Genomic DNA, 22,530 nt, shown 5'->3' with positions numbered 1-22,530 from the left:
AAACTGAAAGGGGCTTAGCATCAAATATCATTCAATTTAACTTCTTGTTTGAACAAAGCTTGACTCTTTTTATTGAAACAACAAAGATAGCGTCTTTTTACCTGCAATTCCATCACAAACAAGCTGATGGTCTTTTTGAAACAATAAAATAGCTTGCTTAGTTGAGATCCCGGCTAGTTGAGTGGGTATTCCTACAACTTCATATCCTCGTCCAAAAAGCACGGCTTGGACAGCATAAACATCGTTTCCACTTGTTCCTAATTGGATATTTCTTGCTAAGGCGGCTGTTTTAGGACCCCATAATCCGTCTATTTCGGTATGAATAGTCTCTTGAAATAAACAAAGAAGAGCTCTTTTAGTAATTGGGCCAAATACTCCATCAACAATTGTTCCGCAGTATTTTTGAATTTGTTTTATGTTATCACTCCGCTTTTTCAGAGAAGCGTTTGCGCCAGATGAAGAAGTTTGGTGCTCGGTTAATAGAAGTACCATTCCAATTTGAATATAATCAGAAGACAGTTGATTTAGTTTTTTTAACCACGTAACAGTCGTCTGATTTTTTCTAGCGATACTCCACAGTGTATCGCCAAACTTAACGATATGAGTTTTATTTTTTGAAATTGGTATAAAAGGTTCTTCTTTTTTATGATCAGCCAAATCAAAAGAAAACTGAGAAAGACTGATTCCAAAACTAGCTAAATAATCATCAGGGTCACGATGATTTGTTCCTCCAAGATGATTAGAAACCCAATGGTGTGTTTTAATGCCTTTTTCTTTTGCTGTTTTTCCTGTATTTAATGTCCTTGGAATCCAAGCCTCATTAGCCAGTTTTTTTAAAAGCCAAATGTAAGCAAGGTAGTCTTTTTTAAAAACGGCAGGATCTGATGTACGAGCTAATTCTACTTGAGCATACGCGTAAGCATTTGCATTTGATCCTGCTCCGTATTGAACGAGTCCAGTCTTACTTAATTGAACTATCTTTCCTCCTCCACCAACCCAATGGCTAACAAAAGCGCCCCCTTTTAAGGCTTGTTGAGTCATAAAAGCTAGTTCGTTTTCCAAGGCATTCTTACCAGTGTTGAGGGCATTGCCTGATTCGTGAGCAATAATAAGAGTGGATTCAATTAGCGGGTATTGTTTAAGGGCAATGAATCTTTTTTCAATTTGATTTGTCATCTAACTCCTCCATTATTTGTTATCTTTTTGATAAACAGTCGACAGTTTATAAAAAGATAACGAAACCAACTAAATCAATGTTACATTTTAAAAAAATAAGGCTGCGCCGAGGGTTCTTCTTTGATTGAGTATTTAGTTTTTGCTATCATTAAGGTAGTTACACAAATGAACAAGTAGTTTAGTTGGTTTAAAAACTAATGGATTAGAGGGGAAGAGTGAAGACAATGCAAAGAATTGTAGAAGGAACATACACATCAACGGATGAAACAGTAAAAGCAGTAGAGCGCTTATTAAATGAGGGATACCTAGCCGAAGAGCTCCTCATTATAACAGATGAAAAGCATGAAGATGAGTTAGAAGAGTTAACGTTAGTTGATGTTGAATCTGTTGAAGATGGTAGTGATGAAGAAGAGTCGCTTTGGGATAAAATCAAAGAAACATTCAAAATGGGCGATTACACAAAAGATCAAGAGTCTAACACATTAGTTGAACATGGTGTTGATGCAGAAACAGCAGAACATTTTAGCGAGTCTTTAGAAAATCATGAAATTATTATTTTAACAAATAGCACAGCTCCTGCTCATTCAAAGCAATTATCAACAGTAAATGAAGAAGTGTTAAATGGTGAAGAATCTGTTTTTAACACAGAAGAAGTAAAGCCTAGTGAAATAGAAACAAAAGAAGCAATGAATCCAGCAACAGGAGATGGCGAGCCATTTGATGCTTCCAAATCTCAATCTGCAAGAGAAGACGTACCAGGAACTTCAACGGCTTCTTCACCAGATAAAAACAATGAAAAAATAAATCAAGAGGACACTGAAAAAGATCTGTTCAATCAAGATAGAAGAGATGCGCCCCATCTAACAGGTGATGAAAAGACGGTTAATACAGAAGAAGGCAACCATGTTTATCCGGAAAATATCAGTACAGGTGTTGTTGGAGAAGGTTCAATAGTAGAGACAGAACCTAGAAAAGTAGAACACCCTGATCCACATAATGACATTCCTGAAAGTGATGCTTACTACAGCAATAAATATGAAGATGCTGGTGGAAAAACAATCAAAGATGACGAAGAGTAATAAACCGTTATCTGGTCCAATAAAGCTATCATTTTAGTTGGGCCAGTTGCTTTTCTTGAATATGTATCCGCTTTAAAAATAAATAAAGTAAGTCAATTCTAATGATTGACCAACAAACTAAAAATAGAAAGAAGTCGATAAAAATGGGAAAAGTAGTTGAATCTTCTTACCATACAGTAGATGAAACCATTTATGCTGTAGAGCGCTTATTAAGCGAAGGTCGCATGGTGGGAGACATTATTATTGTTACTAGTAATGCAAATTATTCAGATATTCAAAACCGTACATTAGTTGAAGTAGATAAAGTTTCTATTGATGAAGATCAAAATATGTGGGAAAAATTCAAAGGAATGTTTACAGATGTTAGTCCAGAAGTAGCACTAGAGCATTATGGAATCGATAAACAAACCGCTCTCAAGTATAACGATGTTTTAAAATCTGGTAATTATGTTGTTCTTGTAAAAGAAGATAGTGGGATTCCAATTCGTCAACAGTTAGAAGATGGTCCCAAAGAATTAGGTAAATCAAGTAAAGAACAAAAGAGCAATAAGCCGATTGGACGAGGTGGAAGTGGCTCGAAAGTCATTTCAAATACTTCTAAACCTACTGGTAAATCAGCTATTTATTATGATAAAGATGTCGGTCTATTAAATCAAGAAATTGATTTTTTAAGTGAGAAATATTCTGGTAGACCAGAAGACAGAGCGGACGAGAATGCAGGTTTTAGTAAAGCAAGACAACTTAAGCCAGTTGGACGAGGTGGCAGTGGTGTTAGAAAAACAAAAGACACAACGTTACCCGAAGGAGAAAGTGCTATGCCTAGTTTTGAGGATAGATACTTGATTGATAGTACACTTCAAGATAAAACGAAACTGGTTACAAAAGAAGCGAAAAATAAACAGTCTGGTAATAATTACGATCCAATAAATAATCCTTTGCAGGGAAATAAAACAACTGAAACGGGAAACCAAACAAACGATAAACACGAGACGGCAGTTGAAGACTCTCAAGAATTGCCGCGTTTTACTGGCAACTCAATCACAGGACAACCAGTTGTGGATCCTTTAGTAGATAAAGAATAAATCGAAGGAACCGGTAGAAGATTGATTTTCACTTCTAACCGGTTTTTTTTTCGTTTTCATAGGCAAACTTCTGTTCTATTTTTTAAAACAATCTATGGTATACTAGGATAACCGAAACAATTATAGGAGGCGAATATCTGTGACAGATGATTTATTAAAAAAAATAATTTCTTCAAAAAATCCAACGCCTGATGAAGGTTTACCAAAAATAACTAAAATTGAGACACAAAAAAGAAAAGGTCGTTACAATATTTATCTAGATGAAGAGTATGCTTTTCCGATAGATGAAGCTATTTTAGTGAAGCATGCACTATATAAGGGAATGGCTATTTCTGGTGACTTTCGAGAAGAATTAGAATCAGAAGATGGATTTAGAAAAGCATACACGCGATCTTTGAATTATTTGAATTATGGCTTGCGTTCTGAGAAAGAAGTACGTGATGACTTAGCTAAGCATGAATTTTTAGATGTAGCAGACGAAGTCATTGAAAAGCTAGAAGAACAAGGTTACTTAGATGATTTAATGTATGCAGAAAGTTATACGCGTACGGGGGCAAATGTCGGTGGCAAAGGTCCTCGCGTTATCAGACAAGAATTAAAAAGACGTGGCATTGATGAAGAAAATATTGAAAAAGCAAGTGAGCAGTATCCATTTGACCAAATGGTTGAAAATGGGATTCAGCTTGCTGAAAAAGTCATTCGTCGTTCTTCCCAACATTCTACTCGTGAAACCAATAATAAATTACGTCAAAACTTAATGCAAAAAGGATTTGACTCAGATATTATTACACAAGTATTAGAAGAAGTGACTGTTGAAAAAGAAGAAGATGAAGAATATCTAGCAATAAAAGCGCAAGGAGATAAAATTTGGCGTAAGCAAGCTAAATTAAAAGGATATAAAAAAATTCAAAAAGTAAAAAGTAGTTTGTTTCAAAAAGGATTTAAAGGAGAATTAATCAATCAATTTATTGAGGAAAAAGAAATGGAAGATCAAGACGAATGACAAAAAAAAGAGAGCAACAAAATGCGACAAAAGCATTACTAGATGAGCACGGGATTCAAATGTGGCCAGAAGAAAAAATCGAACGATTTAGAGCAACGCTATTAAGTTGGTATGACATTGAAAAAAGGACGTTGCCTTGGAGAATAAGCAATGATCCTTATCGTATCTGGGTATCTGAAATTATGCTACAACAAACGCGTGTAGATACTGTTATTCCTTATTACTTAAATTTTATGGAGCAATTTCCAACGATTAAAGACTTGTCACAAGCACACGAAGACAAGTTGTTGAAGGCTTGGGAAGGATTAGGGTACTACTCACGAGTTCGCAACATGCAAAAAGCAGCTAAACAGATTATGACCGACTACGAAGGTGAAATGCCTCGTGATCCAAAAGAAATCATTAAATTGAGTGGTATAGGACCTTATACTGCAGGTGCGATAGCGAGTATGGCTTTTGATTTGCCAGAACCGGCAGTAGACGGTAATGTGATGCGAGTGGTGAGCCGTCTTTTTGAAATAGAGGCAGATATTGCTAAGCCAGCTAGTCGAAAAATTTTTGAAGCAGTAATGAGGGAAATCATCGATCCTTATAAACCCGGTGATTTCAATCAAGCTTTTATGGATTTAGGCTCAAGCATTTGCACACCTAAAAATTATCATCCGGAGTTAAGTCCAATTAAAGAATTTAATGCGTCTTATCTAAATGAAACTTGGGCAAACTACCCTATTAAGAGTAAAAAGAAAAAGGCTGTTCCAGTTTATTACGATGGATTTTTAATCGAAAATGAGCACGGTGAGTTTTTATTAGAAAAACGACCAAAGGAAGGCTTACTAGCTAATATGTGGATTTTTCCATTGTTAGAAGAACAGGAAAGAGAAAACACACTTGGCCTCCAGAAGAGATTAAAAGAGGACTACTTCATTGAAGTTAGGTTAATGGAAAAATCTTTTTCAGAAGTAACTCATCTGTTTAGTCATCTAAAATGGACCATTGCTGTCTATTACGGCAAGCGATCTCGCAGTGAAAAAACGCTACCAGAAAAGTGTCAGTGGGTTCATCCTGATAATTTTAGCGAGTATACCTTTCCTGGTCCGCAAACAAAACTATGGCAAAGTTATTTAACACATCAGAATAAAGAATAAAAAGTGGTTTCTCATTATTCTTTCATTTTATCTGAGCTTTTTTGTTATACCTAGTAGAATTTATGATATAATACTCTTGAGTCGAGTACACATAGTACTCTCTGATTGTTAGAGTATTTTCTTGTTGGGTTTTCATGAGAAAAAGAAAGTTGGGTTAGGATGCAAGTTCCAAAAGAAGGAGAATACATCACAATCCAAAGCTATAAACATAATGGAAGTTTGCATCGTACTTGGAGAGACACAATGGTTCTCAAAACAAGTGACCAATCGTTAATTGGTTGCAATGACCATACACTTGTAACTGAGTCAGATGGGCGACGTTGGTTGACGAGAGAGCCGGCAATTGTTTATTTTCATAAGCATTATTGGTTCAATATTATTGCAATGATTCGAGACAATGGAGTGTCGTATTATTGTAACCTTGCTTCACCTTATGCTTTAGATGAAGAAGGATTGAAGTATATTGATTATGATTTAGATATAAAAGTATTTCCAGATGGTGAAAAGCGACTATTAGATGTAGATGAGTATGAAGATCATAGTAAATTGTGGGGCTATCCTGATGATATTGATCATATTTTAAAAGAAAATGTCAAAATTCTTGTTGAGTGGATTAATGAAGAAAAAGGACCATTTTCTAAAGAGTATGTTGAATTATGGTATGACCGATACCGTCAATTAGCAAACAAGCAATAAGGCTTCTACTTAGTGAAAGATGTTCTTTCTCCAATAACAAATAAAAGGGTACCTTAATTAAGGTATCCTTTTATTTTGCCTATGATAATAGGTCTGTTTTTCATATAGAATAAAAAAATTAGCACTTTATTTAATCAAATGTGCTATGTTATGCTATACTAACAAATGAACTATTGACAAAAGGAGTGGACTTATTTGACAAAAAAAAGTGGACTAATGCTTTTCATCTTACTTATTTTTACAGTTGGAGTGATTTTCATTGGCCAAAACTATCAAAAAAAACAAAAAGTAGATTTAGTGATATCGAATGAATCTTCTCAAAAAAAGAAAGAAATAAAAGAAATACTAAAAAGCGAATCATTTGAAGAGAATAGACAGCAAAAATCAGTAATAGATTACTTAGTTAGTTTACCGATAGAGGAAGAAGTAAAAACGGTTAGTTTTTATGGAGATTTTTCAGAATCTGAGGCGTGGGTTCTTTCAGTTGGAGACTACATCAAGGAGCAAGTCAATGATCGTATAAAGGTTGATTCTGTTGCATTGCCTGAATTTGATTCCTATCGATTATTTGAAGAAAATACAGCTTCTTTATTAATAGAAAGAAAGCCAGCGGTTGTTTTCTTTCAAGTTCCTATTTATGGTGATCAAGTGAGAGACATCAGCTTATCAGACTCAAAAGAATACACAATGAAAGACTATGAAACAATCAAACAAGCTCTACCTGAAACATTGGTAGTATTTGTCATGCCTCACCCAAGTAGTTCAAGAAAAGGAGAGTATAATTCTAGGACGCTAGATTATACATCTTATTTAGAAGCTGTTAAAGAGACAATTAAAGAAAATAATCTTCCTCTTTTTGATTTGCATGAAGCCTATCAAACGGAACTACAGGTAACAGATCTTGCTCTTGAAAAAACAGTAATCGAAGATGGAAAAACGCTCAATAATGAGGGGAATACTCTTTATACTAAACTTTTCAATGAACAATTAACGTTACCTATTGATACAACAAGTGGGAAATAAAACTAAAAAGTCTTTGATTGGTATTTTTTATACCCAATCAAAGACTTTTTTTATTGTTCAATGTGTTGAATGTTATCGATTGTTGTTTGAGGATTCTTTAAGTCCTTTTTGTAACTGGTGACTAAGATATTTAAGCGATTTAAAAATTCTTCATATTTTAAGATACTGGACATGATATGGATAACAGCATTACTTTGAGTAAGATCTTTATTTATTTCAGCTTCCATGTTAGCTTCATCAAAAAACGAATGCATAAACTTTGATCTAAGAGATTCTTTGTAATCAATAAAATTCACTTCATTTGGAGAGACACGTCCGTTAAATTTCAATAAAATTTGTTCATGCGCACTCAAGAGTGTTTCTAACCGTTCTCTTATTTGAATCCTGAGTTCTTCTGGAAAATGATTAAATGAATTTTCTTGTCGGTGTAAAATACTAGCTAAGTTATAAGCAACTTTGGTTGTTGAAATAATTTGACGGTAGACAACAATTTTTCTTAATATCTGGGAGCGGTTTTTCTTGCGAGAATACGTTCCCTCATCTTTAAACAATGAATAGTAAGTTTCTAAGCGATCTAATTCAGATTTGACCCATTTTAAGTCTTTTTTCAAAATAGCATACTCACTATTTTTTCGTACACTTGCTCTAATCCATTTCATGATTTCAGAAGTAGTGTAGTCAATTAAATGATACAATTTTTCTTCGTACTTTGGAGGGAAAAAGAGGGTGTTGACTAGAAATGCAATGACAACACCTAATAGTGTTGCTAAAATGCGGATAGTAGCCGAGAATATAAAATTTGTACCTGGGCTCATCATAATGACAATGAGTGTTACGGTTGCTAGGCCGATCACCGGACCTAGATTGAATTGATTCAAAATAGCAATCAATAAGACGGATGCAAGTCCAACAAATATAAAGTGATTTCCTAAAGTCAGATTGACAACAATAGCTAAAACACCACCAACAATATTAGCAAATACTCTATCTTTTAGTGTTTTAACAGAGCGCTTTAAAGAAGGTTGCAACGCAAATATTGCTGATATAGCCGCTAGGACCGCTGCGGTTTTCATGTCTAATAAATAAGGTATGGCTAAAGCAAGAGTAATGGCTAGACCAGTTTTCATAGTCCTTGCTCCGATTTTCATAAACGATATCCTCTCTCCCAAAAAATGTTTGTCATTGGTTTGTTAAGTTTATTATTCTAATAGGTCTATTTTAGCAAATAATCGCAACAATGAGAAGAGATTGTATAGTGATAAGGCCATTTTAAGTAAACTAATTTAGTGTAATCGTTTTTTTGCTATCTTTTTTTAAATTGTTGAAAAAATATCTGGAGATAGTGACTATTCTTTTCCGTAAACTTTCTTTTTAGAAATACATCTAAGAGACTTTTAATTTTCAACCAGTAAACAGTCCCATTTGGTAGAATTGCATTCTTATGTGATAAACGTTATTATTAAAAAGACAAAGGCAATCAATTAAAATCATTTAATTTTAAGATAGACTAATTGGTTGAATGAGGAGGGATTTATTTATGGTTACCAATCAACTAGTGAACCAGACAATTGAAAAACTAAAAGCAGCTAACATTCGAATAACACCTCAACGGCACGCAGTCCTAGAATACCTAATAGAAGCAGATAGCCATCCAACGGCAGATGATATTTATCGTTCTTTAGTCGAACGATTTCCTAATGTTAGTGTCGCTACTATCTATAATAATTTACGTTTATTTACTAAAATTGGATTTGTAAAAGAAATGACTTATGGAGACGGCTCAAGTCGCTTTGATTTTGCAACAACGCAACATTACCATGCTATTTGCGAAAAATGTGGTAAAATAGAGGATATCTACTATCCAGGTCTTGAAGATATTGAAGAAACAGCCCATAATTTAACCGGCTATAAAGTAACCAATCATCGAATGGAAGTTTATGGGATATGTCCTGATTGCCAAGCCTTAATGGCTAGCGAATAAGTAACTCGTTTGTTCGTAACCTATTTAGCCACGCATTCTTCGTAAGTCGAACAATCAATTAATGTGACTTTATCCCTATCTTATCTTGATTCATACTATTTTTCTAAAATGATGTTCGCATTAAACAGACATGACTTAAACGAATAGACTAAAGAATAAGAACTAGAAAAGGAAGTATGAATTATGACAACATTGAATGACGTTGCTAAAGAAGCAAATGTGTCTAAAATGACAGTTTCACGTGTCATTAATCATCCTGAGCAAGTCACGGATGAATTGAAAGAACTTGTTTTTAAAGCAATGGAAGAATTAAATTATCGACCGAATGTAGCAGCTAAAGCATTGGTCAATAACCGAACTCAAATTATTAAGTTGTTTATCTTAGAAGAGATGGATACAACAGAACCTTATTACATGAATTTATTAACCGGAATAGCTCAAGAGTTAGATGCGCGTCACTATTCTTTGCAACTGGTTACAAAAAACAACTTTGATATTGGCACTTGTGATGGGTACATCATGTGCGGTGTTCGTGAGAAAGATTATGATTGGATTAGCGGTGCAACTAAGCCCGTTGTTTTATTTGGTGAAAATCGTCATGGGTATGATTTTGTTGATTCAAATAACAAAGCGGGGATTTCACTGGCCACTCAGTATGCAGTTGATTCGAAGTACCAAAATATTATTTTTATTGGAATTGATATAGATGAATTATTTGAGCTATCAAGAGAATCTGGTTACTTGCAAATAATGGCAGAAAATAAGATGGATGCTCAAATTTTTCGCTTTGGAAATCATTCTAGACAAGCAGCTAAATTTATTAAAGACAAGTGGTCTGATTTTTCGCCAAATACTATTTTTGTTTGTAGCTCAGATCGACTAGCATTAGGGATCCAAAGAGGGATTATTGAAATGGGTGGAGATATACCAAACGATTTTGGCATTATTGGGCATGATGGAATTTTTCTAGACCAAATTGCTTTTCCACAACTAACGACGGTAAAACAAGCAGTTAGTGAAATGGGCGCTGCTTGTGCTAAGATGTTGCTTAATAAAATAAATCAAGAGGGTGTTTCTCAAGGATCAATTTTGTTCGAACCAGAATTGATTGTTAGAGGGACAACCAAACGAGAGGAATAAATTAAAGTAAGGGAGGTTTCACAATTGATGAAAGCAATGATTGTTGTCAATCCTTCTTCGGGTAGTGAAAAAGCAAAAGAATACGTTAGCCAATTAAACAGTCGGTTAAAAGAACAGTTTGATGAGATAGTAGTAAAAGAAACACAAAAAGCTGGTGATGCATTAAACTTTTCTGCTCAAGCCTCTAAAGAACAGTTTGGAGCTGTCTTCTTAATGGGTGGCGACGGAACGGTAAATGAAGGGATTAATGGCGTTGCAAAACAAGAGTATCAGCCTGATATTGGGATTATTCCATTAGGAACGATAAATAATTTTGCTCGTGTTTTAGGGATATCTATGAAGCCTGAAGAGGCAATTAAGCAAATAGATTTTAAGTATAAAAAGGACGTTGATATTGGAAAAGTAAACGATCAATTTTTTGTTAGTACTGTTTCTGCAGGCTCTATACCAGAAACCGTCCAACACGTTGATGAAAAATCTAAAGAGACGTTTGGCTCATTAGCTTACCTTTTAGAGGGAATTAAAGCGTTAAATAATGATGAAACTTTGATGTATCAAATGACGTTAGATGGTCAGGATTTTGAAGAAGAGTACAGTATGGTCTTAGTAGGATTAAGTTCATTTGTTTTTGGAATAGAGACTGTATTTTCTTTTGCAAAAATGGATGATGGTTATTTTAATATGCTTTGCCTAAAAGAATCGACAGCAACTGAAAAAATAAAGTTGATTCCAGAACTTCTTCACAACGATGAAAATTATTCAGATAAATTAAGTGTTAAACGTTTTAAAAGTGCAAAGTTAAAAATAAAAAAGGATAAAAAAATGAATGCAACAGTAGATGGAGATAAAGGACCGGCTTTTCCTATCCAATTTGACATTTATCCAAAATTCTTAACGGTATTTGTACCTAATGATTAACTAATCCTTTTTGTTAAACCAGGAATGCTCAATAAAATGAGTATCCCTGGTTTTTATTTATAGAGTAAATAATAATAGTTTTATTTCAGTCTTATTGCTTTTGAAAGTGAGTAGTTTTAAATGCGCTAGGCTTTTTTAAACGTATTCCTTTATTCTTGTTACCGTTAACATAGTGAATGATATTGTAAGTGTTTCCTTATTTGAGTATCCTTGAATTAGATAGATGAAACGAAAAGAGGAGGTCCAATACAATATGACAACAAAATGGTGGAAAGAAGCCATTGTTTATCAAGTTTATCCAAGAAGTTTTCAAGATAGCAATAATGATGGAGTTGGAGACTTAAAAGGGATAATTAGTCGCCTAGATTACATTCAGTCATTAGGTGTTACTGTCATTTGGTTAAACCCAATCTTTACTTCTCCACAAATTGATAATGGCTATGACGTATCTAATTATTATGAAATCGACCCTCTTTTTGGTTCAATGGAAGAGACAACAGAACTAATTAAACAAGCACATAAACGCGGAATAAAAGTAATCTTTGATTTTGTTTTGAACCATACATCAGATCAACATCCTTGGTTTCAAGAAGCGCTAAAAAATCCAGATAATACTTACCGAGATTATTATCTTTGGGCTGATGGGAAAGCGGCTGATCAGTTGCCAAATAACTGGGCTTCTTTCTTTGGCGGATCAGTTTGGGAAAAAGAACCTTTAGGTGAACAATATTATTTCCATTTATTTGCTAAAGAAATGCCCGACTTAAATTGGGGAAATCCTAACGTACAATCAGCGATGTTAGAAATTGCCTCTTTTTGGATGGAAAAAGGCATAGACGGTTTTCGTTTAGATGCTTTTATTCATATGGATAAAGAAGAAGGCTATCCAGACGTTCCTGCGAAAGTCGATGGGGAATTGGTTTTAGCTGAAAATTATTACGCTAATTTGCCTAAAGTAAATGAGTACATGAAGACATTTGCTCAGGCTTTGCGTAGTCGTTATCCAGATGTTTTTCTAGTAGGTGAAGCATCTTCAGCAACAATTGATTTAGCTGTTAACTACTCAGATCCCGCAAATGAAGCTTGTGATGCAGTTATTACTTTTCGTTATTTCACAGAAGATGAGAAACAAAAAGATGCTCGCTTACCGATGTCAATGCAATCAGGGAAGTTAGATATTAAACGATTCAAAGAAACAATGATTGAATGGCAAGAACATTTAGCCGATTTCGGTGGCCCAACTCTTTATTGGAATAATCATGATATGGCACGAGCTGTTTCTCGTTTTGGTGATGCTATCCAATATCGAGAAAACAGCAGTAAGATGCTAGCAACCTTAATGTATTTACAAAAAGGGATACCGTTTATTTTAAATGGTGAAGAAATAGGGATGAAAAATTTAGAAATAAAGACCATTGAAGGCTTCTTTGCTCCTGAGGCAAAAGGTTTTTATCAAAAAGCTTATGATTTAGGCTATCGGTCGGATCATATCCTTAAGGAATTAAATGCAACGAGTAAAGATGCTAGTCGAGGAGTCATGCAATGGGACACTACTCCATTTTCAGGGTTTTCAAAGGTTAATCCATGGAGTGGGGTGAATGACGAACTCGACTATAACGTAGCTAAGCAAGAAGAAGATTCCTCTAGTATCTTAAATTACTACCGAAGTTTATTGGCATATAAAAAAATGCCTTTATTCACTAAAGGAAGTTTTAAGTTAATGAAAACAACGGATCAGTTGTATTGTTATGAACGAAGATTTGGTGATCAGCTGGCTTTGATTTGTTGTAATTTAAGTGATCAATCTTCAATCTATAAAGATACACGTTTTTCAAATGAAACAGGTAAGATTTTATTAGAGAATGGTGATAACTCTCTAGAATACCAACAAATTACATTGGAACCTTATGGTTCATTCGTTTTAATGCTTAACGAAATCAACGCAGAAAAGTTTGTGGATGAAAAATAAGTAAAGGTTAGCTAAAAAAATGATTTAATAAATGGATAGAAAAGAGGAATAAATTAAATGGAAACATCAGCAATTTTTCATAGGCCAGAAAGTGAATATGCCTACCTCTACACAAAAGATGAAATGCATATCCGAATACGCACTAAAAAAGGGGACGTTTCTAACGTCATGCTCATTAGTGGGGACCCTTATTTACATGAACAGAAAAAATGGTATTTAGAGAATACGCCAATGAATTTAACTTTAAGTACAGATGTTCATGATTATTGGTTCATCAAAATCAGTGCGGAATTCAGACGATTATCTTACGGTTTTCATGTTATCGGAAATGATGGGACAGAAGTACTTTACGGCGATAGAGGAGTGTTTCCTTATGAGGAAAAATATTTGGCTTTTGCTAATTCGTTTTTCCGGATGCCTTATTTTCAAGAAATTGATCGGTTTAAAGCGCCAGATTGGGTAAAGAAAACGATTTGGTACCAAATTTTCCCAGAACGTTTCGCAAATGGCGATACGAGTAATGATCCAGCAGGTACGCTACCTTGGGGCAGTAAAAAACACCCTACGCGTGATGATTTTTATGGAGGGGATTTGCAAGGTGTGATTGACCAGTTAGATTATCTAGTTGATTTAGGAATAAACGGCATTTATTTTTGCCCTATTTTCAAGGCAACGTCAAATCATAAATATGATACAACAGATTATTTTGAAATTGATCCAGACTTTGGCGATAAAGAAACGTTTAAAAAGTTAGTAGATGAAGCACATAAAAGAGGCATTCGCATCATGTTAGATGCGGTATTTAACCATTTAGGGATGTTGTCTTATCAATGGGCAGATGTTGTTGAAAATGAAGAAAAATCTAAATACGCTGATTGGTTCCATATCCACCAATTTCCAGTGAAGTTAGATGAAAATTTATCAACGGAAGAATTAGAAGATGTTGGACAAGTTCCTTATGATACGTTTGCTTTTACTGGACATATGCCTAAATTAAATACAGCGAACCCAGCTGTTCAAGATTATTTATTAGAAGTAGCAGCGTATTGGATTCGTGAATTTGATATTGATGCTTGGCGTCTGGATGTTGCAAATGAAGTGGATCACCATTTTTGGAAAAGATTTTATCAAGTAACAACTGATTTAAAAGAAGATTTTTATATTTTAGGAGAAATTTGGCATTCTTCTCAAAATTGGCTACAAGGCGATGAATTTCATGCTGTTATGAATTATGCTTTTACAGGAACAATAGAAGATTACTTTATGAATAAACGAATTTCAGCTAGTAAAATGGTTTCAGGACTGAATGAACAATTAATGTTGTATCGTCAACAAACAAACGAAGTTATGTTCAATTCTTTGGACTCACACGATACAGCGCGGATTCTATCTATTAGTGCAGGAAATAAAGATGTTGTGAAATCAAGTCTTGCGTTTACGTTTATGCAACACGGTTCTCCTTGTATCTATTATGGTACTGAAATTGGAATGGATGGATTTGATGATCCAGATTGCCGTAAGTGTATGGTTTGGGATGAAGATGAGCAAGATTTAACGATGCTAACGTTCACAAAAGAGCTGATTGCCTTTAGAAAAAATTATCAAGCGGTCTTAAGTTTTGGAGAATTAGACTGGTTTGATGTAAGAGATGAAGAAGATATTATTGGATTTAGACGTTCATTTGGAAAAGAAACGCTTGTTGCTTACTTCAATCAAGGAGCACAAGAGTTAACATTGCCGGTAGTTCATCAAAACCAATTAGTGTTATCTCATCTAGTAACTGAAAAAGACGATTATTTAACTATTGAAAAAAATGGCTTTGTTGTTTATAAAGAAACGAAGCTACTGTAAAAAGTAAATTGAATTAATCTCAAAAGAGTAGTTTAGCTACTCTTTTTTGAGAGATTTGATTGATTCTGAGAGCAGCAATAAGCTAAAAGTCTTTAGGTTTTAATTAGTGTCTCAAAGAAGGATTCTTAAATGTTATTCTTTAAAATAGCGAACTGAAAAATAATGGTATAGCTATAAAATATTCGTTCAGTTGTCTCTGACAGGCTTTAATCTAAAAATGAATGATAAATGGGCTTTTATTTAGTCTTAAACAGGGATAAATGATTCTGTTACCGGTAACAGTGATAAAACGATTGCAAGAAAGCGGTTTATCGTTAATAATAAGAATGTAAAGAGAAATAACAAAAAAGTAAAACATTAGAGGAGGATATTAAATTGAAGAAAAGTAATTGGAAAAAGTATGCTGTTGGATTGGTTTCTGCAAGTGCCTTATTATTAGCTGCATGTGGTGGAGGAAGCGGATCAGATACTGCTGCATCTAATTCAAAAGATGGTACAGGAAGTGGAGAATTAAACATCTCTGTTGATGCAGGTTATGTTGATTACGTTAACGAAATCAAAGCAGATTTTGAAAAAGAGCATGATGTAAAAATAAAGATTACTGAAAGAGATATGTTTGAACAATTAGAAGCTTTGCCATTAGATGGACCAGCAGGAAGTGCTCCTGATATCATGATGTCAGCATATGACCGTATTGGGCCTCTAGGACAACAAGGACATATTGCAGAAGTAACATTAGGAAATGAAGCACAATATAACGATACTGATAAAGCACAAGTAACGATTGATGATAAAATCTTTGGTGAACCTGCTGTTATTGAAACACTTGTTTTATACTACAACAAAGACTTGATTGAAAAAGCTCCAGCAACATTTAAAGAAGTTGAAGCATTAGCTAAAGATGAGAAATACAATTTTGAAGGCGAAGCTGGAAAGAATACTGGTTTCTTGGCAAAATGGACTGACTTCTACTTCTCTTATGGATTAGTTGCAGGATATGGCGGATACGTATTTGGTGAAGACGGAACAGATGCTTCAGATATCGGTTTAAATAACGACGGAGCAGTTGAGGCGATTACTTACGCTACAGACTGGTTCAAAAATGTATGGCCTCAAGGAATGCTAGATATCACAAGTTCTGATGCTTTCATTACAGATCAATTCTTAGCTGGTAAAGTTGCTGCATTTATTGGTGGACCTTGGCAAGCACAAGCACTAAAAGAAGCAGGCGTTAATTACGGCGTAGCAACAATCCCTACTCTAAACAATGGCGAAGAATACCAAGCGTTTGGTGGAGGAAAAGGCTGGGTTGTTAGCAATTACTCAAAAAATAAAGAAGTGTCACAAGCATGGTTAGACTATGTAACAACAACTGAAAACCAAAACAAATTCTATGATGCTACAAATGAAATTCCAGCAAACCAAGAATCACGTGAATATGCAACAGGCAAAGAAGATGAATTAACATCTGCCGTTATTGCACAATACAAAGAAGCACAACCTATGCCAAATATTCCTGAAATGGCTGAAGTATGGGCAGGCGCAGAAAACTTGATGTTCGATGCAGCTTCTGGCAACAAAACACCAAAAGAATCAGCAGATGAAGCCGTTAAAATGATCTCTGAATCTATTGAACAAAAATACACTAAAGAATAATAATGATACTTTTTATCGGCAGAGAATGAGTCTATTCTCTGCCATTATTATTAAGTGAAAAGAGGAGAGAGAGTATGTCTAAGGAAAATCAGCCTAAAAAGCTAAAAGATGAAAAAAAAGCTATGCTGTATTCCATTATTCCTGGTATTGGACAATTTTATAATGAACAAAAATTTAAAGGGTTCGTTTTTCTAGGAATCACGTTAGCATTTATTTATGAAATGAGTGTATTTGGCGCAAATGCTATAACAGGTTTATTTACTTTAGGAAGTGTGCCTGTTGAAGATCATTCTTTGTTCATTATGATCGGTGGAACATTGCAATTAATTATAATTGTTATCTTTTTAGCTTTTTATGCATTGAATATCTATGATGCCAAAACAGTGGCAACTAGATGGAACAAACAATTACCAGTAAATACAACAGCAAAATCGGTTTTATACAATGTTTATGATAATGGTTTCCCCTACTTATTGATTGTGCCAGCTTATCTAATGATGGCTTTTACGATTATCTTTCCAGTGCTAGTTACTTTGTTCATGGCCTTTACAAACTATGACTTTTATCATATTCCACCAGCAAACCTAATTGATTGGATTGGCATTAAAAACTTTACAAATATTTTATTTTTAAGTTCTTATCGTGATGCCTTCACATCTGTATTCAGTTGGACAATTATTTGGACACTTTGTGCAACGACTTTACAAATCTCTCTAGGTATTATAACTGCCGTTATCACGAATCAATCCTTTATAAAAGGCAAACGATTCTTTGGAGTTATTTTCTTATTGCCTTGGGCTGTTCCTGCATTTATCACTATCCTCTCTTTTTCAAATATGTTTAATGATAGTATCGGTGCAATCAATACCCAAGTTATTCCTTTGTTGAATCATCTTCCTTTTATTGAAATCGGACAAGTTGCTTGGAAAACACAAGCACTTTGGTCAAAGGTAGCCATTGTATTGATTCAAGGATGGTTAGGATTCCCATATATTTATGTTATGACAACAAGTATTTTGCAATCTATTCCAGAAGATCTATATGAAGCAGCTAAGATTGATGGAGCGAACGCTATTCAACGTTTCAAAGAAATTACGCTACCAATGATTTTCATGGTCGCGGCTCCTACGTTTATTACACAATATACTGGTAACTTTAATAACTTCTCAATGATTTACTTGTTCAACAATGGAGGTCCTGGAAGTGTCGGCGGTGGTGCTGGTGCGACAGATATTTTAATCTCGTGGATTTATAAATTAACAACAGGTACGTCACCACAGTACTCAATGGCAGCTGCGATTACATTAATCATTTCAACACTAGTTATCTCAGTTTCTTTAATCGTATTCCGTAAAACAAAAGCTTTCAATATGGAGGATGCTTAAGATGAAAAATAAATTAAAATCCCAAAAAACGTCTACTTTCTTAAGTCATTTTTTTACGTATGCATTTATGATTGCTCTTTCTATTATTATCATTTACCCACTTCTCATTACGGCTAGTTCAGCTTTTAAATCTGGAAACATTACAGCCTTTTCTCTGGATTTCAATGCCGATTGGACATTAGCCAACTTTCAACGTCTTTTCAGTGAAACGCTATATGGAACTTGGTATATGAATACGCTTATTGTAGCGACTTCAACAATGGTTGTTCAAGTTGCTTTAATTACCTTGGCTGGTTATGCTTATAGCCGCTATAACTTTATGGGAAGAAAGAAGAGTTTAATCTTTTTCCTTGTTATTCAGATGGTGCCAACGATGGCAGCACTAACCGCGTTTTATGTTATGGCTTTATTACTAGGAGCATTAGACCAATTTTGGTTCTTATCTATGCTTTATATTGGTGGAGGTATCCCAATGAATACCTGGTTAATGAAAGGGTACTTTGACACAGTGCCAAAAGAATTGGATGAATCAGCTAAACTAGATGGAGCAGGGCATTTCCGTATTTTCTGGCAAATTATTTTGCCGTTAGTTCGTCCGATGATAGCTGTTCAAGCTCTATGGGCCTTCATGGGACCATTTGGTGACTTTATGCTAGCTCGTTTCTTATTAAGAAGTCCGGAAAAAATTACGGTAGCTGTTGGACTGCAAACGTTTATTAGCAACCCGCAAAATCAAAAAGTTTCTTTATTTGCTGCTGGTGCAATTTTAATTGCTGTTCCCATTTCCATTCTATTCTTTATGCTACAAAAGAACTTTGTTTCTGGTTTGACTTCTGGAGGAACAAAAGGATAACGATAATGGATTAATCTATATATAAACGTTACAAAAAAGCAGAAGTACTAGATAGAAATAGTGAAGAAAAAGAAGGAGTTCCTATGAAAACAGATGTATTTCCACTGACTTATTTTAAAAATATTTGGACGCCTAGAATGATCTTTAAAAAGCGCCATGAATTGAATTGGTTCCAACTTATCCTTGTTTTATTTTTTTTAACAAGCATACTCATGGTTCCTGTATCCTTAAATTTCTTAAAGATGGAAACATATCCTATTGAAGAAAGCTACCCAGAGACATTGGCATTAGTAGACGAGTCTGTTGTTGCAGCTTTTCAAGCAGCAGTAAGTGAAGATGGAGTATTGGTTACTGATCCTGGATCACAGGTAGTTAAGGAAAAGGGTGTAATGAGTATAACAAACTCAGATTCTGTTATTAAAGAAAATTTGAAAGCAGAAAATGCGCTTATCTTTTCAGACAACGATCTTTATTTGAAAAATAAAGGTGTACCGGTTTCTAGCGTACGATACACAAAGGACTTTAATCCTAGTCAATTAAACTCTGTCAAAGATATGAGAGCAGCTATTTCACGTCAGTGGTTTTTTCAAAACCGCGTTTATGTAATAGGCTCTTTGTTGTTGTTGGTTTTCAGTATATTATTTGTCAGTACTAGTTTAATTGTTTTAGGATCTGCTGTGTTTTTATATTTAACTAGAAAAAATTCTTTTTCATCTATCAAAACGTATAAGGAATCTGTGAATTTAATTCTCAACGCATTAGGTATTCCTTCTTTACTCGCATTAATTTCAGGTTTTATCCAATTTGATGTCGTTGTTATGCTGACTATTCAGTCAGTTGGTTTGGCTTTAATGATTTTAGCCGTTTTTTATACGACACGTTTTAATGATAAAGTCTTGGTTAAAAATAATAGAAAAGCTATTGGAGGCAAGAAAAATGACTAAACGTTTATTTGAAGTAAATCCTTGGAAAATTAACTCTTCTTCTTTAGAAATAAAAGACAAGCGTCTACAGGAAAGTTTGACCTCTATTGGAAACGGCTATATGGGGATGCGTGGAAATTTTGAAGAGGGATACTCAGGAGATAGCCACTTAGGTACTTACATTGCCGGTGTTTGGTATCCAGATAAAACTCGTGTTGGTTGGTGGAAAAATGGTTATCCAGAGTATTTTGGAAAAGTCATTAATGCAACCAATTTTATTCCAATAAACATTGCGCTAGATGATATCAAAATCGATTTAGCTAAAGATACTGTTAAAGATTACTCAATAGAACTAAATATGAAAACGGGGATATTATCTCGCTCGTTTACTGTTGTAAAAGATCAACTAGAAGTCCAATTTTGTTTTAAACGTTTTGTTAGCATAGTTGTAAAAGAACTAGCCTTAATCACTGTGTCTGCAAAAGTGTTAAAAGGGGAAACAAAAGTTACGTTTAATCCTTTGATGGATGGAAATGTAACCAATGAAGACAGCAATTATGATGAAAATTTCTGGTTAGAAATCGATCGTGCTGCTGGTGAGAAGAGTCATCTAACAACACAAACCATTCCAAATCCTTTTGGAATTGAACAATTTACTGTGACAACGATGATGCAAACTCTTGCTGAAAAAGCTGATGCTCGTCAAACGAATGAAGAGTTTATGAAAGTTGAAGAAATAATTGACTATCATTTGGCTACTGGTGAACAGGCAATGGTTACTAAATTGGTAAGTGTCGTTACGAGTAGAGATATCAAAACAGATAATCAACTGACTGTTGCAACTCGTATTTTAGATGAAGCGATTGAAAAAGGTCCTGAGTTCTTAGAACAAGAACACGTAGCTGCTTGGGCAGAACGCTGGCGCAAAGCAGATGTTGTTATTGAAGGAGATGACGAGAGTCAACAAGGTATCCGTTTCAATATTTTCCAGTTGTTTTCAACTTATTATGGAGAAGATTCAAGATTAAATGTTGGTCCAAAAGGATTTACAGGTGAAAAATATGGCGGAGCAACCTATTGGGATACAGAAGCATATATTATCCCTATGTATCTATCTGTTGCAGACGAAGCTGTATCAGAGCAATTACTGACATACCGCTATGATCAGTTAGATGGAGCTTTTCATAATGCGAGACAACAAGGACTAAAAGGTGCTCTCTATCCAATGGTTACGTTTAATGGCGTAGAGTGCCATAACGAATGGGAGATTACGTTTGAAGAAATTCATCGCAATAGTTCTATTGCTTTTGCTATCTACAACTACACTAATTACACTGGAAAAGAAGACTACTTGGTAACGAACGGAATCGATGTCTTAGTTAGCATTTCACGTTTTTGGGCTGATCGTGTGCATTATTCTAAAAGAGAAAATTGCTACATGATTCATGGAGTCACAGGTCCGAATGAGTATGAAAATAACGTAAATAACAATTGGTACACGAATAAAATGGCTGCTTGGACACTAAATTATACTTTAGAAAGTTTAGGGAAAGTTTCTAATGATAAAAAACAGGCTTTAGGTTTATCAGATGAAGAAATGGCTCAATGGCTAGAAATTATTGCTAAAATGTACTATCCATACGATAAAGAATTAGACGTTTTTGTTCAGCATGATACATTTTTAGATAAGGATTTGCGTCCTGTTTCTTCATTAAATAAAAAAGAAGATTTACCAATCAATCAAAATTGGTCATGGGATAAAATTTTGCGTTCTTGTTTTATTAAACAAGCAGATGTCTTACAAGGGATTTATTATTTAGGTGATACCTTTACAATAGAAGAAAAAGAGCGCAATTTTGATTTTTATGAGCCAATGACGGTTCATGAAAGTTCTTTATCGCCTTCTATTCATGCTATATTGGCTGCAGAATTAGGTAAAAAAGAAAAAGCTGTTGAGTTTTATGCTCAAACGGCTCGTTTAGATTTAGATAACTACAATAATGATACCGAGGATGGACTCCATATTACGTCTATGAGTGGTGGATGGTTGACCATCGTTCAAGGATTTGCTGGCATGCGCACAGCCCAAGAAACGTTATCCTTTAAACCATTCTGTCCAGATAATTGGGATGGCTACAACTTTACGATTAAATATCGCTCACGTTTATTGCACATTAAGGTAACGAAAAAAGACGTCACGGTTAAGTTAAGTGAAGGAAAAGCGCTAAGCATTGAATTGTATAGCCAAAAAATTGATTTATTAGATACTATTACCGTTGCTATTCAGTAAACTATCATGAAATGAAGAGGTGCTACCGTTGATAAAAGGATTTATTTTTGATTTGGATGGTGTGATAACAGATACAGCAGAGTATCATTACCTAGCTTGGCAGGAATTAGCTGAAAAAATGGGTATTTCTATTGATCGTGTGTTTAATGAACAATTAAAAGGCATCAGTCGTATGGATTCTTTAGAACGAATTTTAGCTTACGGCAATAAAAATGATGCTTATACTGAAGAAGAAAAACGGCAATTAGCTGATGAAAAAAATGAAGAGTACAAAAAATTAATAACTAACATTTCTCCAAGTGATTTGCTACCAGGTATAAAAGAGTTTATAGCGGAACTAAAGCAAGCAGATATGAAATT

Annotated in this window: 19 protein-coding genes (1 of these 19 only partly in view); 17 read left to right on the top strand and 2 right to left on the bottom strand. The window is 34.6% G+C overall.

Annotated elements, in window-relative coordinates; genetic code table 11:
- Positions 1-69: 69 nt before the first annotated feature.
- Complete coding sequence (locus ACMHYH_RS06035) at positions 70-1,176, bottom strand: LysM peptidoglycan-binding domain-containing protein (protein WP_414838507.1); 1,107 nt, start codon at positions 1,174-1,176, stop codon at positions 70-72.
- Positions 1,177-1,400: 224 nt separating this feature from the next.
- On the opposite strand from ACMHYH_RS06035, the gene ACMHYH_RS06030 reads away from it, so the two are divergent.
- The 6 genes from ACMHYH_RS06030 (at position 1,401) to ACMHYH_RS06005 (ending at position 7,204) form a co-directional block, all read left to right on the top strand.
- The gene (locus tag ACMHYH_RS06030) at positions 1,401-2,255 is read left to right on the top strand and encodes a general stress protein (RefSeq protein WP_414840357.1); all 855 of its coding nucleotides are present in this window, start codon (positions 1,401-1,403) and stop codon (positions 2,253-2,255) included.
- A gap of 101 nt (positions 2,256-2,356) precedes the next feature.
- On the top strand, positions 2,357-3,337 hold the full coding sequence (locus ACMHYH_RS06025) for a hypothetical protein (protein ID WP_414838506.1): 981 nt from the start codon (positions 2,357-2,359) through the stop codon (positions 3,335-3,337).
- Positions 3,338-3,476: 139 nt separating this feature from the next.
- Positions 3,477-4,340: a recombination regulator RecX gene (gene recX / locus ACMHYH_RS06020; RefSeq protein ID WP_414838505.1), complete on the top strand. Its 864-nt coding sequence runs from the start codon at positions 3,477-3,479 to the stop codon at positions 4,338-4,340.
- Positions 4,337-5,485, top strand: a complete 1,149-nt coding sequence (mutY, locus tag ACMHYH_RS06015) for an A/G-specific adenine glycosylase (protein WP_414838504.1) — start codon at positions 4,337-4,339, stop codon at positions 5,483-5,485. The genes recX and mutY overlap by 4 nt, the downstream gene beginning before the upstream one ends.
- Positions 5,486-5,644: 159 nt before the next feature.
- Positions 5,645-6,181 carry a DUF402 domain-containing protein gene (locus ACMHYH_RS06010; protein WP_414838503.1) on the top strand — a complete coding sequence of 179 codons (537 nt, stop codon included), beginning with the start codon at positions 5,645-5,647 and terminating at the stop codon, positions 6,179-6,181.
- A gap of 195 nt (positions 6,182-6,376) precedes the next feature.
- Complete coding sequence (locus tag ACMHYH_RS06005) at positions 6,377-7,204, top strand: hypothetical protein (RefSeq protein ID WP_414838502.1); 828 nt, start codon at positions 6,377-6,379, stop codon at positions 7,202-7,204.
- Positions 7,205-7,254: 50 nt separating this feature from the next.
- On the opposite strand, the gene ACMHYH_RS06000 is transcribed toward ACMHYH_RS06005, so the two are convergent.
- Positions 7,255-8,352: an FUSC family protein gene (locus ACMHYH_RS06000; RefSeq protein ID WP_414838501.1), complete on the bottom strand. Its 1,098-nt coding sequence runs from the start codon at positions 8,350-8,352 to the stop codon at positions 7,255-7,257.
- A gap of 389 nt (positions 8,353-8,741) precedes the next feature.
- Between ACMHYH_RS06000 and ACMHYH_RS05995 the strand changes: the two genes are divergently transcribed.
- From ACMHYH_RS05995 to pgmB, 11 genes are all read left to right on the top strand, one after another.
- Positions 8,742-9,185 carry a Fur family transcriptional regulator gene (locus ACMHYH_RS05995; protein ID WP_414838500.1) on the top strand — a complete coding sequence of 148 codons (444 nt, stop codon included), beginning with the start codon at positions 8,742-8,744 and terminating at the stop codon, positions 9,183-9,185.
- Between the two features lie 183 nt (positions 9,186-9,368).
- Complete coding sequence (locus ACMHYH_RS05990; RefSeq protein WP_414838499.1) at positions 9,369-10,325, top strand: LacI family DNA-binding transcriptional regulator; 957 nt, start codon at positions 9,369-9,371, stop codon at positions 10,323-10,325.
- A 27-nt stretch (positions 10,326-10,352) separates the two neighbouring features.
- Positions 10,353-11,243, top strand: coding sequence for a diacylglycerol/lipid kinase family protein (locus ACMHYH_RS05985; RefSeq protein ID WP_414840356.1), 891 nt, complete (start codon positions 10,353-10,355; stop codon positions 11,241-11,243).
- 253 nt (positions 11,244-11,496) lie between these two features.
- Positions 11,497-13,212: a glycoside hydrolase family 13 protein gene (locus ACMHYH_RS05980; RefSeq protein WP_414838498.1), complete on the top strand. Its 1,716-nt coding sequence runs from the start codon at positions 11,497-11,499 to the stop codon at positions 13,210-13,212.
- A 57-nt stretch (positions 13,213-13,269) separates the two neighbouring features.
- Entirely contained in the window at positions 13,270-15,063 is a 1,794-nt protein-coding gene (locus tag ACMHYH_RS05975) for a glycoside hydrolase family 13 protein (RefSeq protein WP_414838497.1), read from the top strand.
- 375 nt (positions 15,064-15,438) lie between these two features.
- A complete protein-coding gene (locus tag ACMHYH_RS05970; RefSeq protein ID WP_414838496.1) occupies positions 15,439-16,719 on the top strand; it encodes an extracellular solute-binding protein in 1,281 nt (426 codons plus the stop codon).
- 74 nt (positions 16,720-16,793) lie between these two features.
- Positions 16,794-18,104, top strand: a complete 1,311-nt coding sequence (locus tag ACMHYH_RS05965) for a carbohydrate ABC transporter permease (protein ID WP_414838495.1) — start codon at positions 16,794-16,796, stop codon at positions 18,102-18,104.
- 1 nt (position 18,105) lies between these two features.
- Positions 18,106-18,957 (top strand): sugar ABC transporter permease, encoded by an 852-nt coding sequence (locus ACMHYH_RS05960; RefSeq protein WP_414838494.1) that lies wholly within the window; start codon positions 18,106-18,108, stop codon positions 18,955-18,957.
- 83 nt (positions 18,958-19,040) lie between these two features.
- The gene (locus ACMHYH_RS05955; protein WP_414838493.1) at positions 19,041-19,901 is read left to right on the top strand and encodes a DUF1189 domain-containing protein; all 861 of its coding nucleotides are present in this window, start codon (positions 19,041-19,043) and stop codon (positions 19,899-19,901) included.
- Entirely contained in the window at positions 19,894-22,170 is a 2,277-nt protein-coding gene (locus ACMHYH_RS05950; RefSeq protein WP_414838492.1) for a glycoside hydrolase family 65 protein, read from the top strand. Before ACMHYH_RS05955 ends, ACMHYH_RS05950 begins: the two co-directional genes overlap by 8 nt.
- Positions 22,171-22,198: 28 nt before the next feature.
- Positions 22,199-22,530 carry the 5' portion of a beta-phosphoglucomutase gene (pgmB, locus tag ACMHYH_RS05945; RefSeq protein ID WP_414838491.1) on the top strand. It continues 328 nt past the right edge of the window, so only the first 332 of its 660 coding nucleotides appear in the window; its start codon is at positions 22,199-22,201; its stop codon lies off the right edge, out of view.

It is taken from the genome of Carnobacterium sp. TMP28 (assembly GCF_047553015.1).
In the GTDB taxonomy this organism is placed as follows: domain Bacteria; phylum Bacillota; class Bacilli; order Lactobacillales; family Carnobacteriaceae; genus Carnobacterium_A.
Note: the sequence above shows the minus strand (reverse complement) of the source record. Positions and strands in the feature narration are given on the sequence as shown.

Excerpts from the sequence above, each read along its gene's own strand:
- ACMHYH_RS06035 (WP_414838507.1), bottom strand. The coding sequence starts at position 1,176 with ATGACAAATCAAATTGAAAAAAGATTCATTGCCCTTAAACAATACCCG.
- ACMHYH_RS06030 (WP_414840357.1), top strand. The coding sequence starts at position 1,401 with ATGCAAAGAATTGTAGAAGGAACATACACATCAACGGATGAAACAGTA.
- ACMHYH_RS06025 (WP_414838506.1), top strand. The coding sequence starts at position 2,357 with ATGATTGACCAACAAACTAAAAATAGAAAGAAGTCGATAAAAATGGGA.
- mutY (WP_414838504.1), top strand. The coding sequence starts at position 4,337 with ATGACAAAAAAAAGAGAGCAACAAAATGCGACAAAAGCATTACTAGAT.
- ACMHYH_RS06010 (WP_414838503.1), top strand. The coding sequence starts at position 5,645 with ATGCAAGTTCCAAAAGAAGGAGAATACATCACAATCCAAAGCTATAAA.
- ACMHYH_RS06000 (WP_414838501.1), bottom strand. The coding sequence starts at position 8,352 with ATGAAAATCGGAGCAAGGACTATGAAAACTGGTCTAGCCATTACTCTT.
- ACMHYH_RS05995 (WP_414838500.1), top strand. The coding sequence starts at position 8,742 with ATGGTTACCAATCAACTAGTGAACCAGACAATTGAAAAACTAAAAGCA.
- ACMHYH_RS05990 (WP_414838499.1), top strand. The coding sequence starts at position 9,369 with ATGACAACATTGAATGACGTTGCTAAAGAAGCAAATGTGTCTAAAATG.
- ACMHYH_RS05985 (WP_414840356.1), top strand. The coding sequence starts at position 10,353 with ATGAAAGCAATGATTGTTGTCAATCCTTCTTCGGGTAGTGAAAAAGCA.
- ACMHYH_RS05980 (WP_414838498.1), top strand. The coding sequence starts at position 11,497 with ATGACAACAAAATGGTGGAAAGAAGCCATTGTTTATCAAGTTTATCCA.
- ACMHYH_RS05975 (WP_414838497.1), top strand. The coding sequence starts at position 13,270 with ATGGAAACATCAGCAATTTTTCATAGGCCAGAAAGTGAATATGCCTAC.
- ACMHYH_RS05965 (WP_414838495.1), top strand. The coding sequence starts at position 16,794 with ATGTCTAAGGAAAATCAGCCTAAAAAGCTAAAAGATGAAAAAAAAGCT.
- ACMHYH_RS05960 (WP_414838494.1), top strand. The coding sequence starts at position 18,106 with ATGAAAAATAAATTAAAATCCCAAAAAACGTCTACTTTCTTAAGTCAT.
- ACMHYH_RS05955 (WP_414838493.1), top strand. The coding sequence starts at position 19,041 with ATGAAAACAGATGTATTTCCACTGACTTATTTTAAAAATATTTGGACG.
- ACMHYH_RS05950 (WP_414838492.1), top strand. The coding sequence starts at position 19,894 with ATGACTAAACGTTTATTTGAAGTAAATCCTTGGAAAATTAACTCTTCT.